13 protein-coding genes are annotated in these 15,278 nt (G+C 39.0%); 8 read left to right on the top strand and 5 right to left on the bottom strand.

All coding sequences use genetic code 11. The annotated features are described in order from the left end of the window. Positions 1-122: 122 nt before the first annotated feature. The 5 genes from ACFQWC_RS05025 to ACFQWC_RS05005 all read right to left on the bottom strand — a co-directional run bounded on the left by ACFQWC_RS05025 (position 123) and on the right by ACFQWC_RS05005 (position 5,536). Entirely contained in the window at positions 123-1,379 is a 1,257-nt protein-coding gene (locus ACFQWC_RS05025) for a M24 family metallopeptidase (protein ID WP_377106311.1), read from the bottom strand. A gap of 132 nt (positions 1,380-1,511) precedes the next feature. Beyond that, positions 1,512-2,471, bottom strand: a complete 960-nt coding sequence (locus ACFQWC_RS05020) for an ArsA family ATPase (protein ID WP_377106309.1) — start codon at positions 2,469-2,471, stop codon at positions 1,512-1,514. Positions 2,472-2,494: 23 nt separating this feature from the next. Then, on the bottom strand, positions 2,495-2,752 hold the full coding sequence (locus ACFQWC_RS05015; protein WP_299739558.1) for a cory-CC-star protein: 258 nt from the start codon (positions 2,750-2,752) through the stop codon (positions 2,495-2,497). Between the two features lie 465 nt (positions 2,753-3,217). Beyond that, the gene (locus ACFQWC_RS05010) at positions 3,218-4,957 is read right to left on the bottom strand and encodes a carbon starvation CstA family protein (protein WP_299737342.1); all 1,740 of its coding nucleotides are present in this window, start codon (positions 4,955-4,957) and stop codon (positions 3,218-3,220) included. A 174-nt stretch (positions 4,958-5,131) separates the two neighbouring features. Further along, positions 5,132-5,536: a sporulation protein gene (locus ACFQWC_RS05005; RefSeq protein WP_299737344.1), complete on the bottom strand. Its 405-nt coding sequence runs from the start codon at positions 5,534-5,536 to the stop codon at positions 5,132-5,134. Between the two features lie 129 nt (positions 5,537-5,665). On the opposite strand from ACFQWC_RS05005, the gene ACFQWC_RS05000 reads away from it, so the two are divergent. From ACFQWC_RS05000 to ACFQWC_RS04965, 8 genes are all read left to right on the top strand, one after another. After that, on the top strand, positions 5,666-5,995 hold the full coding sequence (locus ACFQWC_RS05000) for a YckD family protein (RefSeq protein WP_299737347.1): 330 nt from the start codon (positions 5,666-5,668) through the stop codon (positions 5,993-5,995). Positions 5,996-6,259: 264 nt separating this feature from the next. Then, the gene (locus ACFQWC_RS04995; protein ID WP_299737349.1) at positions 6,260-7,516 is read left to right on the top strand and encodes a helix-turn-helix transcriptional regulator; all 1,257 of its coding nucleotides are present in this window, start codon (positions 6,260-6,262) and stop codon (positions 7,514-7,516) included. A gap of 456 nt (positions 7,517-7,972) precedes the next feature. Beyond that, on the top strand, positions 7,973-9,205 hold the full coding sequence (locus ACFQWC_RS04990) for an aminopeptidase (protein ID WP_299737351.1): 1,233 nt from the start codon (positions 7,973-7,975) through the stop codon (positions 9,203-9,205). 237 nt (positions 9,206-9,442) lie between these two features. Then, positions 9,443-10,276 (top strand): alpha/beta hydrolase, encoded by an 834-nt coding sequence (locus tag ACFQWC_RS04985; protein WP_299737353.1) that lies wholly within the window; start codon positions 9,443-9,445, stop codon positions 10,274-10,276. A 130-nt stretch (positions 10,277-10,406) separates the two neighbouring features. Next, complete coding sequence (locus ACFQWC_RS04980; protein ID WP_377106305.1) at positions 10,407-11,600, top strand: class I SAM-dependent rRNA methyltransferase; 1,194 nt, start codon at positions 10,407-10,409, stop codon at positions 11,598-11,600. A 238-nt stretch (positions 11,601-11,838) separates the two neighbouring features. Then, the gene (locus ACFQWC_RS04975; protein WP_299737356.1) at positions 11,839-12,369 is read left to right on the top strand and encodes a D-glycero-alpha-D-manno-heptose-1,7-bisphosphate 7-phosphatase; all 531 of its coding nucleotides are present in this window, start codon (positions 11,839-11,841) and stop codon (positions 12,367-12,369) included. A 194-nt stretch (positions 12,370-12,563) separates the two neighbouring features. Next, complete coding sequence (locus tag ACFQWC_RS04970) at positions 12,564-14,480, top strand: DUF294 nucleotidyltransferase-like domain-containing protein (protein WP_377106303.1); 1,917 nt, start codon at positions 12,564-12,566, stop codon at positions 14,478-14,480. Continuing rightward, complete coding sequence (locus tag ACFQWC_RS04965; RefSeq protein ID WP_377106301.1) at positions 14,480-15,235, top strand: 3'-5' exonuclease; 756 nt, start codon at positions 14,480-14,482, stop codon at positions 15,233-15,235. Before ACFQWC_RS04970 ends, ACFQWC_RS04965 begins: the two co-directional genes overlap by 1 nt. Positions 15,236-15,278: the final 43 nt, after the last annotated feature.

Raw genomic sequence — 15,278 nt, 5'->3', positions numbered from 1 at the left:
GTAGAAATTATTATGATCGTTTCGGAATGACAGGCCATGCAGCCACAATGAAAAAAGAACTTGAGTACGATTCTCACTGTACTCAAGCTCCTTAGTCAATAACCTATCATCCATTCACTTCATTATATAAGATAAAAGGACACTTGCCTTTTTGCCATGTATTCGACTCGATTTTGAATAATAGCGACAGGTTCCTCCAGATAGATCGGCACAATCTGATTCCATTCAGGAATGTATTGCTTGATGTTGAACTCCATAGCATAGCAGGTATTTGCTGTTAGTGGCAGGTCGCCTTTTATCGGGATATCTCTTTGTTGATCATATAATCCCATTATGGCCCCTGCTTCATGACAGTGGTTTCCTAAGGGGTGAGAATAAAGCATCGCCTCAATCCCCTCATCGCTTGCCTTTTTCATTACCCGCTGAAACACTTCGTTTCCTGTTCTACCCACTCTCATTTCTTCTGATACAATATCCTCAAACCTTAAGGCTGACTGTAACGCTGATTGAATTCCTTCAGGAGCGTCTTCTTCGCCTGGATAGAGAACGTAAGCAAGCTGCTGAGTGTCTGTCGCTAAACCAAGATAACGAATACCAAAATCCAAATGGACAATGTCTCCACATCGTATGATTTCCCCCTCTAATCGATCCATATCAGCACCTTTTCTTTGTAAATCGACCGTAGGGTAAAATGACGTTTCCATTCCTAAATCCAAGACGCGTTGCCTTATCCAATCGACTACATCTTCAGTCGTTGTGATACCTGGATGAATCACCGCTCCCGATAAAGCTTCTGCTGCTATTTGCCGCGCCAGCTCCGCTATTGAAGGATAGGCGATGAGTTCTTTCGATGTCCTCATTGATAGCCAATCAACTATGATGTGTTGGGCAGATACAAATTTATGAGTGTACTCATCTAGTAACATCCCCAAATGTTGGTAAAACGAATGACTTAAACCATCCCCTGCGGCAAAGGTAGTGGAATAGTTTAACGCAATTGTATCAGGGTCATGATCTTCTACTAGTCGTTTGAGGCACTCCCATTGATCACAATCTTCGGGATTCCATACCCGTTCATAAAACGGCTCAAAGTTCGGATTGGGGTGCAGTACCCATCTTTTTACCTGTTGATTTCCGTCGAGGAAGAACACCAGGATCGTCAATCTTCTTGAACTGTCTATTGATGATGGATAAAGCGTCTTCAGGACAGGATCTTCATTATACTCCCTGCCCGCAATAATCCACATATCTAGATGATGTTTTTTCATTAACGAAGGTAAAAGGGTATTAAGTCGGTGAAATAGCCAACGATTCTGTGTTTCTTCTCTTTTCTTCAACGGGAGAATTCCCGGTAAATGCTTCATGTCACTATTCCTCATGGGTATCACTCCCTTAGTCCAATGTTTTCATTACACTCTTTCGACAAAAAATGATTTATCCCTTCTGAAAAATAAAAATGACCGTTAGAGGAAATAGCCTAACGGTCATTGGTTGAAGAGTTCATATGTATGCTAAATGCTTCGTTCACCTAAAAAAACTTCTTTTTGTAGATGGTCTACAAAATTTTCAAGATGCCGGATTGAACAGATATCTTCTTCTAGTAGTGGAATCCGATATAACGTTTGGTTTGTAAACTTCTCCATCATCATCTTTAAATATAGCTTTTCCTGCTCTTTCCTTTTTTCCAAGAACTCTCCATCCGCCTGAATGGGCAGGATCTTATTTATGATCAGTCCCCCTATATTCAATCCGTGATTGGACATCATTTCAATGGCCTTCTCAGTTTCAAGTATCGGGAGCCTTTCGGGAATGAGTACGAAAATGAATCCTGTTCTTTTTTGATCCAGAAGAATCCCCCGTACTTTTGAGAACTTTTCACGACGCCTTTGCAGCACATCATAAATGGGATCTTCGACCGGCTCCCCATCATTTAATAGTTGTGAATAATTCTTATTTGTTTTCTTTCGCCTTTCAAGCATCCCGTCCATCCATACTCCCATCAATTCGGGAAGGGATAATAGTCGGATTGTGTGGCCTGTAGGGGCTGTGTCAAAGATGATTTTATCGAACTCATTTCCTTCTTCGAGAATGATGGAAACCATCCGATCAAATAATGCAGCTTCTTCTGCCCCGGGTGCCGAGGCAGCCATATCAATTTGACGGTGTACCTCATTCACCATTTTTGATTTAACCATTCCCTTTAAATTCCGTTTCACTCCGTTGATATATCGCTGTGTTTCGATGTGTGGGTTTATTTCTATTCCCCATAGATTTTCAAGTAATCGCGTTTTATATTCCATGATCTCTTGATGGAAGATATCACCTAAATTATGAGCAGGATCCGTTGAAATGATTAACGTCTTCTTCCCCATATTCGCAAACATTACGGCTAAAGCAGAGGCAGATGTTGATTTTCCTACTCCTCCTTTTCCTCCTACAAAAAGAATTTTCTGGTGTTGTAATTCATTCATGTACATATCCCCCTCACTTTACTTCAACAACATCTGATGCCATCCAAGGGTGAGTGCTCCATTCCCATTCTTAAATGCCAATCATGAAATTTCTCTATTATATACGGATAAAGTTCCAATGTGTAATAAAAAACGGGATTCGGCAGGCCTAGCATATCTGAATAGAGCAATAATAAGAATAAATCATCCTCATCTCTTAATTCCCTTGCAATTTCCGTTTTATGAGGAAGGCGAATCATGTCATCGTAAAGCTGTATGATTCTTTTGAACTTTTCTTTCATAGACGAATCCATTCGTGCTCCCCTCCTTAAAGATGTCTCTGTAATGTGGCATGATAATTTAGATTATCTTGTAGATAATGACCATTAATGAAAATAGCTTGTCTTTTAATTGAGAAGAGAAGGTAAAAAAAAGCTTTATATAGAGGTATATGCTTTCTTCTCACCTGCCTCACCAAATAATAGATGATGGCCAAGAGATTTCTAGGGTCGCAGTATAGAATGGACACGGCCTCCCGATATTTTTCACTTGTTTCACAATAAAGTTTTCCAAGGGAACTTCTTTCGTGGTGATGATGAGAGAAATCATGTTTCATTGTGATGAACCCGTCACCACTTACTCCACCACATCACCCCATGCCTACTTCAAGCTCTGAGCGAATCATCAGGACTTCTACCATACATATTCCCCCCTTCAAAAGGATGTAGAAAAAGGGGACTCGAGCACGAGTCACCCTTATCTTATAACTAAGCAGAGAACTGTGAAGGGTCATCTCCCTTTTTAGACAGTGAAGATGCAGCAGTAATAAGGATCCACAAGGTGAAAATCAGAATGATACTTCCAAAGATAAAGAGCAGCATATTCCCTTCTGATTCACCGACACCTGACCATTCAAACACGACTTGGTTAATCATCGCCCATAAGGTCATGAACATAAGGAATACCATTGGAATTAAGGTAGCTATATAATTCCTTCCTTGACGCTTTAGCCAGATGGTAATGAGAAGTAAACTGATTCCTGCAAGCAATTGATTCGAAGTACCAAAAAGCGGCCATAGCAGGTATCCACCTGACCCGAATCCTTTAGGGCCTTGAGGTAATAAAGTTAAGGCTGCACTTGAAACGACGGCAATCGTCGTTGCAACATGAGCATTTGTTAAAGGATTTACGTTGTACTCTTCTCCCAACTCGGCAATGATATAACGCATCAGTCGAACAGAGGAGTCCAATGTTGTTGCTGCGAAGCTCACAATGATCACTGAAACAATCGTAGCTGCGATATCCGCCGGAATTCCAACACCTGTAGCAAGTTGTCCGGCTCCTTGAATGAAGACACCCAAACCGGCACCACTTGCTGCAGCAAAACCGCTGTAAGTGGCTTGGAATTCTTCCACGTTCGGGAAAAATGTTATACATGCAATGATCGCAATCAATGCCAGTGCCCCCTCCCCAACAGCACCTAAATATCCTACAAAGCGTGCATCCGTTTCTTTGTCCAACTGTTTTGACGATGTACCAGAAGAAACCAGGCCGTGAAACCCGGAAATCGCACCGCAGGCAATTGTGATAAATAGTAACGGGAACCAGGAAACATCTGCAGCTCCGTTCGTCATTGGTGCTGTAATTTCAGGATTTGTAAACAGGAGGCCAAGATATAACAATCCTAAACCAACAATTAATTGATGGGAGTTGATATAATCACGTGGCTGCAATAGCTTCCAAACAGGTAGAGTTGAAGCTATGTAGACATAAATCATCAGTATGACGATCCACACCAGGAAAGCCATGCTTGTTGAACTCAAGCCAAACAATGATGTGGCCTCTTGACCACCGAAATAACGAACTAAATCTATTTGCAAAAATCCAACCCGGCTGGCAATGACAGCTGATGCATACATGACTGCCAGTGCTACGATTGAAGGTAGCAACATGCTGCCATTTCGCTTATAAACCGAATACCCAATCCAAACTGCTAATGGAATCTGAATGAACACCGAAATGACACTAGCAGGGAAAGTAATGAACAGATTTGCAATTACCCAGGCAAAAACTGCGTTCACCATCAACACAAGAATTAAAATAATAAATAGAAAAAGTACTTTTGCTCTTTTCCCTATTAACTTATTGGCTAATGAACCGACGGATTGTCCTTTATTTCGAACTGAAAGAACCAACGTTCCAAAATCATGCACCCCGGCTGCAAATACTGTTCCTAATATGACCCAAAGAAATGCTGGAAGCCATCCCCAGTAAACGGCGATTGCAGGTCCTACAATCGGAGCCGCCCCCGCTACAGAAGTAAAATGGTGACCCCACAGAACAAACTTATTCGTTGGGACGAAATCGACACCATCTTTATATTGGTGTGCCGGCGTCACATAATTGGGATCCAGACGGTACACCCGCTCAGCAATAAGCTTGGAATAATATTTATACCCAACTAAAAAAACAAGCCCTCCTATTACCGCCAACCATATTCCACCCATCAAATTCCTCCTTTTTATTATAAGTTGTATACATTCAAATATCTGAATTTTTAGAATGTATACGCTTACTACATTTTACATTGGGTTTTTATGGATTTCAATGAGAACATTTACTCTTATTCGGTCTTAGAACTAAATAAAAAGACAGATTCAATAATAGAATCTGCCTTAAGGTTATACGACGTATATGCTATCTTCATCTGTGGGATCTACCGCTTGGGGTATGTCTACTGTGGTTCTTAATATGGTTTTGTTGGAATCCGATGTTTTGGGATGATCGGAAGATGTAGGAAATATAAAAGAGATTCTCTTTTCTTCACCCGCACGGATTGTACCGATCTTATCTAGGATAATCGTGTCCAAATCTTTTTCATGATAGGAAAAATCACTATCTTTTTTATCCTCCTCATATTTCTCTAAAAGCAATAACTGAATTTCATTAATAGGCTGATCGGCCATTCCCCCGACTAAAACGACTTCCCCTTCAATCGAATCCCCAGGAGAAATTTCAGTTTTGTGCACAATTGTATCCACTTTTACATGTCCTATCCCTATACTGGACAAAAATTGTTTAATCATTTTTCAGCCACCTTTCCTATACCTAATTATCTTTACCCTATCATGTACCCTTCATATTCGTCTATTCCTACATATTCTGCGAGTATTCGGCAAAGAATATGAGAGAAACATTGGAAAGGAGTGAATAATATGAAAAAAATGGTCACATCTATTTTAGCTGTCTTCATGATTAGTCTTACTGTCGGTACATTTGCAGCAGCAGAAGGTGAGCCACAAACGCCTAAGGTAAACCTTACTGAAGAACAAAAAACGGAGCTTGCCAAGTTGCATGAACAAATGTATTCAACCAAAAAAGAACTTGTGAACAAATATGTAGAATATGGCGTCTTCTCAAAAGAACAGGGAGACAACGTACTTAAAATGATGGAAGCTAAGTATCAAAAATTGAAAGAAAATGACTACATGATGAGATGGCATCCACATCCACATCACGGTAAACAACTGAATCACAAAGAATAGGAAAAATGGTGGAAGGGTCTCCTCCCCTTCCACTCCACCCCAATATCTGCCTCACCCCACTGGAAAGAGGAAAAGTTTCTCACATTTCATTCTGCATGTTCCCTCAATATCAGAATCAGGAATGAAACACCATACAAAATACCCATAAAAAATATAATTATAGGAATATTCAAAACATTCATCCTTTTAATATGTTACTATTTTAATAGCTCATTTACATGAAAGTAATGAGTTATTAAAGCCCAGTCAGAGGAGAAGGATCATATGACAATCGGTTCTAAAATCCGCTTTCACAGACTTAAACGGAATTTAACACAAGAAGATTTATCAAAAGGGATTATTTCCGTATCATATCTTTCCAAACTGGAAAACAATCAAGTTTCTCCGTCAAATGACATAATTAATCTGCTCTGTGAGCGATTAGGTGTAAATAATCTGCTTGATAACCCAAACCATTTGAACAAACTTCTAGAAAACTGGAACCATGCATTGCTGTGGAATAAAACAGAGGAAGCTGAGTCCATCAATAAGGTCATTAAGAAGGAACTTGAACAATCGGATGACCTCACTCCTCATTTATTCCATAAGATCCTTTGCTTCCGTGTCCATTTAATTAAAGGGAGCCTTCAGAAAGCTTTTGAGCATATGATACAGATCCAAGCCAATTATAAAGAACTCTCAGATACGCTTAAATTCTATTATCACAAATACAAAGGGAATTACTATTATTTGATTGAAGAGTACGATAAAGCCCAAGGAGAACTGAAAGAAGCTGAAACCTACTATGTACTTGGTAATGTGATTAATGAAGAGGAACGGGCAGATTTATATTATTTATTCAGCTTAGTCTTGACCCGCTTAGGCACGTACCGTTTAGCAATCTTTTATGGAGAGAAGGCACTTTCCATTTTCCAGGGCGTCTACTACCAGAAAAGATGCGCTGAGGTACATTTGATTTTAGGGATTTGCTATCGGCGTATACGTTATAGTGAAGAAGCAATGAAGCATTATGAGTGGGCCAATTTCATTTCACATTCCATAAACTATACGTCATTAAATTCCAAGGTGGAGCAGAACCTAGGGTATTTGAAATCATTTATGAATAAGAGTGAAGAAGCCATTCAGCATTATTTGCGAAGCATTGAATTGAAAGATTCAGACGAAGAAGGAAAGTTATACTCCATTCTCTCTCTGGTCAAAGAATATTATAAAAAAAACCAATTTTCAGAGGTGCGTTTCTGGTTACCTAAAGGATTACATCTTTGCTCTAAACAAAAGTACCCGGATAAATTCTATCAATTATCTTATTATCAGTTTGCTTTAAATGATTTCCCACAAGGTTTTGAAACGTTTATGAAGGAGTATACACTGCCCTTTTTTAAAAAGAGCGGCTCCCATCTATTATATGCTGAGTATTCTAAATTCCTTGGTCAGTATTACCAGGGGATTAGAAAATATAAACATGCAGCATTTCATCTAAATGAAGCGAATGTCATTTATGAAGAAATGTTAACTTTATAGGAGGTGAAATGATGAAAAAGTTGAAAAAGTTATTACTAATCACCAGCCTGACTGCTATGGCACTCTCCGGTATTGTCGTAATCAATGTCAATGAAGAAGAGTTCCCGCCATTCTCTAGTAAACTATAAAATAATACAGGACTAGCCTAATCCAGGCCAGTCCTTTTTCTATTTTTATTTCGCTTTTTTTGCAAAAGATTGTTGCTTTTTAACATACGCTCTGCAAGGCCCTGTCAATTAGCGTGTGCTGGATGGTGGGGGGAACTGCCCCGCTGGCAGCTAGCGTTCGGCCGAGCCTACTCAGTTTCGCTTCAATGGTCTCGGCACGCCCGTACTTCCTCAGGACCTAGTCAACTCAATTCCATCTCTTCATTAAGTACTTCATAAACATTATCAATGAAATTTTCTGAATAAAGAGATATAGTTAGTATTGAATACATATTAAGGGGGATTTCAGATGAATCATGCATTTGAAAAAAAATTAGAGAGATATGCAGATTTAATCGTACAGGTAGGACTAAACCTGCAAAAGGATCAGGAACTATTGATCTCCGCACCTGTTACAGCGTACAAGTTTGTTCGCCTTGTTACTGAGAAGGCATATGAAGCCGGGGTTTTAAATGTATTAACGGACTTCTACGATGAAGAGTTAAAGAAAATCCGCTTAGAGAATTCTTCTGAGGAAGGATTGAGAGTGTTTCCTGATTGGAAAGCAAAAGGATATATCGAGATGGCAGAAAATAATGTGGCTCTCCTGAATTTGGCAGCACCAAATCCTTCCCTTTTAAGAGATACAAATGCTAAAAGGGTTGCTATATTAAATAGAACATCAGCGGAAGCCATGAAAGATTTTTCTGCATATATAGGCGGGGGGAAAATAAGCTGGTTAATAGCTGCGTTCCCTACAGTCGAATGGGCTCATACCGTTTTCCCGGAACTTTCTCAAGAAGAAGCAATTGATAAACTATGGGAAAACATTTTTTATACAACAAGAACAGATAAAGAGAATACAGTTGCCTTATGGGAAACACATATTAGTAACCTCAATAAGAACGCCGACCGTTTAAACCAAAACAATTATAAAAAGCTTCATTATAAAGGACCTGGAACAGATCTTACAATTGAATTCCATCCTCAAACGAAATGGATCAGTGCCCAGTTCACAAATGATCAGGGAATTCCCTTTGTTCCTAATCTACCAACGGAAGAAGTGTTTACAATTCCGGTTAAACATGGTGTGAACGGGGTAGTTTCAAGCACGAAGCCACTTAACTATAGCGGTACGTTAATTAAGAACTTTTCACTAACGTTTAAAGAGGGAAAAGTCGTAGATTTCACAGCCGAGGAAGGGTATGAAACCTTAAAAAATCTACTACAAACAGATGAAGGGTCTTCCTATTTAGGAGAAGTGGCATTAGTTCCCCACAACTCCCCTATTTCTAATACAAACATTGTCTTCAATAACACACTTTTTGATGAAAATGCTTCTTGTCATATAGCGCTGGGGAGAGCCTTATCCGTCTGTGTAGAAGATGGTAATAGTATGACGGCTGAACAGTTACGGGAAGTAGGTTTTAACGAAAGCATGATACATGTAGATTTCATGATAGGATCGGATCAGTTAGATATCGACGGCCAAAAGGAAGACGGGACGATCGAACCTATTTTCAAAGCTGGTGATTGGGTTTAAAATTTTGATTTCCAAGGGAGAATAAGGTTAAGGCTTAAATGCTTCATTTAAGCCTTTTTTTAATGTCATCATACAATTTCGACTTCCACATACGACATTAGGACGTACACATTTAAATACTGCCGCATTATTGGTAAAAGTTACATATAATATGACAAATAAATTTCTTTTTTAACATATTCAATACTTCACGAATACTTTACAATAGAAGTATACCTTTTTAAAGGAGCGGTTTCCTTGTCAATCAATCATAAACATTCGTTTTTGTGGAGTGGCATAATCTTCACTTTCTTCACTTTATATATCATATTTCGCACTACAAATGTACAATCCAGTGAAAAGCCTTTAACAGCTGAAGAAAAATATCCTACCGTCTTTGTACACGGGTACAAAGGTACATACAATTCTTTCAGAACGATGTTAGAACGATTTGAAAACCAGCATGGCTGGGGTCAAAAAACGTTGGAGATTTATGTATCTGAGAATGGCAGTGTAGTGTATAAAGGATCTCTTTCCACAAATCCCACTTCACCTCCTCTCGTTCAAGTCATCTTTGAAGATAACCGTGCATCATTAGAGAAGCAAGCAATTTGGTTAGAGAATGCAATGAAGCTCTTGTACCACCAATTTGACGTTTCAAACGTAAATATCGTAGGACACTCCATGGGTGGGCTTGCTTCAACTAAATATATTCTAAATACAAGGGATAACTCATTTGTTCCGAAGACCCATAAATTTATTACGATTGCTACACCTTTCCTTGGCGTTACCAAGGAATCTTATGACCAGATTAATACAGGCGCAGCTGTTATTGACTTAAAACCAGAATCACGGGCATTGAAAGATTTATTTATGAATCGCCATTTAATCCCTTCATATATACATGTATTATCCATCGCAGGATCAGGTGATGATGTGGTAAATGTTCAAAGTGCTATGGGCAGTCAATCACTATTTGAAGAAAGTCATTTTCAATCCAAGATCGTTTATGATCCATCTATTTCTCATAGCGGCTTACATGAAACGATTAAAGTAGACCGTCTTGTTGGAGATTACCTATGGAGTAAATAAGGGAAATTTTCACTTCCGTACTCAAATAGAGTTTCTATTCTGATACGGAAGTTTTTTTCTGTGCAGTTGCGTAAAATTCTTTTACGTTCTATACTACACAAGACTAAACCTCAAGGTTAGGATGAGTAGAATGACAAAAGAAAGAATCATTAAAGCAAACCCTAAATACATACAACAATTCCAGAAAGGTTTTCCCCTCATAAATAAAGAAAATGTGACATCATCAATTGAGCATGTAGAAGACGGAGAAATTTTTAAGCTTGTTGACAATAAGAATACCTTTATTGCAAAAGGCTACTTCGGAATTCAGAACAAAGGGATCGGCTGGCTTCTGAGCTGGAAAGAACAAGAAGAAATTGATAAAGACTTTATCTTTAAAAAACTTCACGCTGCAATCAATCAACGACTTCACTTCTTCTATAGTGAAGATACTACAGCATTTCGGGTATTTAATGGTGAAGGAGATGGTTTCGGGGGCATCACCATTGACTACTTTGATGGATACTATCTCGTTCAATGGTATTCTAAAGGAGCCTATTCATTCCACGAAGAGGTTATGCAATCGTTAAGAGAATTAACGGATTTCAAAGGGATTTATCAAAAAAAGCGGTTTGCACAGGAAGGGAAATATGTGGATGAAGATGATTTCGTTGAAGGAAACCGTCCTTCATTCCCCCTTCTCGTCAAAGAAAATGGCGTTCAATTTGCCATCTATTTAAATGACGGGGCCATGGTAGGGGTTTTCCTTGATCAACGTGAAGTGCGCAAACGAATTCGCGACTCTTATTCTGAAGGAAAACGGGTATTAAATACGTTCTCTTACACAGGAGCATTTTCTGTTTTCGCTGCACTCGGTGGTGCATCTCTGACCACCAGTGTAGACCTTGCTAATCGCAGTCTAAGCAAAACGATTGAACAATTCAGTATAAACGGGATTGATTATGAAGCACAAAACATCATTGTGGAAGATGTCTTTAAGTACTTTAAATATGCCGTAAAAAAAGAACTCTCCTTTGATCTTGTGATTCTTGATCCACCAAGCTTTGCCCGCTCAAAGAAACATACATTCAGTGCTGCAAAGGATTATAAAGATTTGTTAAAGGAAGCGATTGCCATTACTGAAAAAAACGGTACCATTGTGGCATCCACTAATTGTAGTACATTTAATATGAAAAAATTCAAAAGCTTTATTGAAGCAGCCTTTAAAGAAACCAATGGTAAATACAAAATACTGGAAGAATACACTCTGCCAGAAGACTTTAAAACCCTCAGTCAATACAAACAGAGTGATTACCTTAAAGTCGCTTTTATTCAAAAACTATAATAGATAGGGACGGACCTTTCAAAGGTCCGTCCCTATTCCTGTTTGTTTATCTGTAGGATAAGTCCTACTCCCCTTATTTATTTTTGTAAAGAATCTGTGGTAAGATTTCATTGATAAGTATACGTTCATTGCTTTCCATAAATGACAGAATACTCTGTCATTATTTCCTCGGAAACCGCAAAAAGCGACACACAATAAGGATATTTTAGAGAAAAAGATCGAATGAGGAGGTTTGCTGATGAAAAAAGCTGTTTTTCTCGATCGTGATGGAGTAATCAATGAGGTGAAAACCGAGAGAGTGACATTTGTTAATACATCAGATCAATTTTATTTCCTGCAGGGAGTTCTTGAAGCGATTAAATTATTGACTGACTCCAACTTTCTGATTTTCGTCGTCACCAACCAGGGTGGAGTTGGGTTAGGATATCTCTCTCATGAACAACTTGATTCCATACACGATTATATGGTGAAGGAAATTGAAAAGGCTGGTGGATTCATTCAAGAAGTTTCTTGTTGTACTCACAAGCCGCACGAGGGTTGTGAATGCAGAAAGCCTGAAGCTGGGATGATTTTGGACTTAGCCAAAAAGTACGATTTAGATACTGCCCGATCATATATGGTAGGTGATCGCGATGTAGATATTGAAGCTGGCCGCAAAGCGGGATGCACTACTATCTTACTTGCAGACGGGCCCTCCCCTCTATATAACGCCGATTACATGTTTACTAACTTAATGGAAGCTGCTGAATTAATTGTCACTAATAAGTAAGTCCCCTTTGTTCCTGTAAGGACGGGACACCATTTTCTTTTCCCATTCGTTCAGCAAGAATAACCAAGAACTATAAACATATAAAGCTATAGCATCTGGGTGTTTTATGTAAGTATCGAGCCTGTTTTATCGTTTTCAAAATAGGGAATTCTATGGTAAAGTACTATGGAACTAATGAGAATGGGAGGTATTCGATGAACCAGCAGGAACTATTACACATTATACGAGATCACTATCCCTTTGATGTTCTAACCACAGAACAGTTAGATTACATTATTTCCGGTTCTAAATACACTACCTTCAAAAAAGGTGAATTCCTTTTTCATGAAGATGAAACAGTAGAAGAACTGGATATATATTTCCTTGTCTCGGGACTTGCGAAAAACGTTCTGCATCGATCAAGTGGCAAGCAGTATTCCCTCCGATTCTATTATCCTGGGGACTTGATCGGGATCATGATTATGCTCACGAGCGGTGAAATGACCTTTTCCGTACAGGCAATAGAGAATTGCACCGTCTTCCGTATTCAGAAGGCCCGGCTCTTGGAGGTTATGACCAAGAACAATGACTTTTCAAAAATCATCTTTGAAAGTATCGGAAATCGCATGAAAACTTTGTACGATGAAATAAAAGCGAAGTCTGCCACTGATACCGACGACGAAAATATCAGCCTTTTTCGTACCAAAGTCCATACGCTAATGGATCGCCCCACTTTCATTGACGGCAATGCCACTGTTTTGGACGCAGCAAGAAAGATGAAAGAAGAAGATACATATGGTTTAGTGGTAGTAGACCCAGAGAAGAAAATGCAAGGCATTCTCACCCAACGAGAAATCCTGTCTTATATTACAAACCCAAGTATCAGTGAATCAGTAAAAGATTGGATGAAGAAAAAACCGTTTTGGATTCGTGATGAATCCTTTGCCTATGAAGCCCTTTCTTATTTCAAACATGAAGAAGTCGACTTTGTCCCAATTATCCGCAACGATGAAGTTGTGGGAGTTCTGACCAGTACTTCATTTCTCAATATTCAGGATTCAAATTATTTGGACCTCTCGTATAAAATCCAAAAAGCCATTACGAACGACGAACTGGTAGAACTGGCAACTGTGAAAAGTAAGACTTTTCAACAGTTCATTCAAGATCTACTCCTCCAGGATAGTTTTGGCTACGATATTTGCGAAGTGATCTCAAACTATAATGATCGCCTGCACCGAAAAATCATTCAATTAACTGAAAAAGAAATGCGTAAGGAAGGATTCGGATCTGCGCCTATCAATTATTGTTTTATCGTCATGGGCAGTCAAGGCAGGAGTGAGCAAGGCTTTCATACGGATCAGGATAATGGAATCATACTCGATGATTATAATCACTTATCCGATCTCAAGAAGGTTGATTTGTATTTCCAGGCATTTACTGAAAAACTCAATTTAAAGCTGGCAGCATGCGGTTTTCCTGAATGTACTGGCGGGATCATGGCGAAGGAACAAAAATGGAAACGTTCCTATACCGATTGGAAAAAAGCGATTGATGAATGGCTTTACGAAATAGATGCACAGGAAGTCCAAAACATTACAATGTTTTATGATTTTCGTCCGATTTACGGTGATTACTCCATCGCTGAAGAAATCCGAAATTATTTAGCGGAAAAATCGAAACGATCTCTTAATATGCAGCAACTATTAAGAAAAGATGCCCTTCGCTTCAAGCTTCCTGTCGGTCCTTTGGGACGCGTGAACCTGAAACCCAGAAATCATTTATTTAATATTAAGAAGTCAGGTCTTTTGCAGATCGTCAATATGATACGTATTCATTCTGTAAAGTACGGAATCAAGGAAGTCAATACAATTAAACGTGTTCACGCATTGAAAAATATGCAGGCGTTTCATCCCAGGGATGCAGAAAATGTTAAAACAGCTATGCATATCCTTCTCACTCTGCGTACTAAGCAAAACCTTCTTGAACTTAAAGAAGGAAAGACATTAAGTAACGATATTGATGTACGTACTCTTTCAAAAGATGATCGTCAGAAATTAAAAGAATCCATCCAAATTGCTAATCGACTTCAACAAGTGATGGAAATTAGTTTTAATAGGAACCGGGTGGTTTAATGAATGATATTGGAATTAATGTGGGTTACCGCATTCTGAAATATTATTTATGGCAGCAATTTTTCTTTCGCTTTCAAGTGAAACGGGAAAAAGAAAAGCTTTCCTACCATAAATTATCTCGTGCCCTAAAAGAGTTTGAAGAGGAAAAACCCACGCTTCAACAAAAGCATTTATTCGATTGTGACTTTACCATTTTCGACCTTGAGACAACGGGCTTTTTCCCGGAGGTGGGAGATGAAATCATCTCAATTGGAGCCGTAAAGGTCAAGGAAGGTAAAGTCCAGCGAAATGACACGTTCTATCAGGTCATAAATCCCCTTCAAACGGTGTCAAGGGATACGAAACGATTTACTGGTCTAAGAAGAAAAGATTTTTTAAATGGAGTTACACTGCCGATTGGGTTGCAGCGATTTTTAGAGTACAGCAAAGGTACCATCCTTGTTGCCCATCCTGCTAGTTTTGACATAAATTTTCTTCAGAAACGCATTTACAAGTGGCAGCTTCCATCATTTAATCCGGAATATGTTGACTCCTTTTCACTTGCAAATGGATTACTGGAACGGGACGATTGTTACCTGGACGCCCTTGTAAAGAAATTTGACATCGACTCACGGACCCGTCATCATGCTCTAAATGATGCGATCATGACCGCCGAAATCTTTGAAGAACTATTAAAAATCTGTTATCAGCAAGAAGTCCACACGATACGGGGATTGAATGAGTTTATATTGGAGGAGACAAGCTCCGGGTTCTGATAAGATTTCTTCCCCTGATAAAAGAGAAAAAACGCTTGAGAAT

Source organism: Rossellomorea sp. GCM10028870, assembly GCF_042666755.1.
Taxonomy (GTDB): Bacteria; Bacillota; Bacilli; order Bacillales; family Bacillaceae_B; genus Rossellomorea.
The sequence above is the reverse complement of the archived record's forward strand: the minus strand, read 5'-3'. Positions and strand labels throughout refer to the sequence as shown.

What these genes read in the sequence shown, in the direction of transcription:
- ACFQWC_RS05025 (WP_377106311.1), bottom strand. Translation starts at nt 1,379, where the DNA reads ATGAGGAATAGTGACATGAAGCATTTACCGGGAATTCTCCCGTTGAAG.
- ACFQWC_RS05020 (WP_377106309.1), bottom strand. Translation starts at nt 2,471, where the DNA reads ATGAATGAATTACAACACCAGAAAATTCTTTTTGTAGGAGGAAAAGGA.
- ACFQWC_RS05015 (WP_299739558.1), bottom strand. Translation starts at nt 2,752, where the DNA reads ATGAAAGAAAAGTTCAAAAGAATCATACAGCTTTACGATGACATGATT.
- ACFQWC_RS05010 (WP_299737342.1), bottom strand. Translation starts at nt 4,957, where the DNA reads ATGGGTGGAATATGGTTGGCGGTAATAGGAGGGCTTGTTTTTTTAGTT.
- ACFQWC_RS05005 (WP_299737344.1), bottom strand. Translation starts at nt 5,536, where the DNA reads ATGATTAAACAATTTTTGTCCAGTATAGGGATAGGACATGTAAAAGTG.
- ACFQWC_RS05000 (WP_299737347.1), top strand. Translation starts at nt 5,666, where the DNA reads ATGAAAAAAATGGTCACATCTATTTTAGCTGTCTTCATGATTAGTCTT.
- ACFQWC_RS04995 (WP_299737349.1), top strand. Translation starts at nt 6,260, where the DNA reads ATGACAATCGGTTCTAAAATCCGCTTTCACAGACTTAAACGGAATTTA.
- ACFQWC_RS04990 (WP_299737351.1), top strand. Translation starts at nt 7,973, where the DNA reads ATGAATCATGCATTTGAAAAAAAATTAGAGAGATATGCAGATTTAATC.
- ACFQWC_RS04980 (WP_377106305.1), top strand. Translation starts at nt 10,407, where the DNA reads ATGACAAAAGAAAGAATCATTAAAGCAAACCCTAAATACATACAACAA.
- ACFQWC_RS04975 (WP_299737356.1), top strand. Translation starts at nt 11,839, where the DNA reads ATGAAAAAAGCTGTTTTTCTCGATCGTGATGGAGTAATCAATGAGGTG.
- ACFQWC_RS04970 (WP_377106303.1), top strand. Translation starts at nt 12,564, where the DNA reads ATGAACCAGCAGGAACTATTACACATTATACGAGATCACTATCCCTTT.
- ACFQWC_RS04965 (WP_377106301.1), top strand. Translation starts at nt 14,480, where the DNA reads ATGAATGATATTGGAATTAATGTGGGTTACCGCATTCTGAAATATTAT.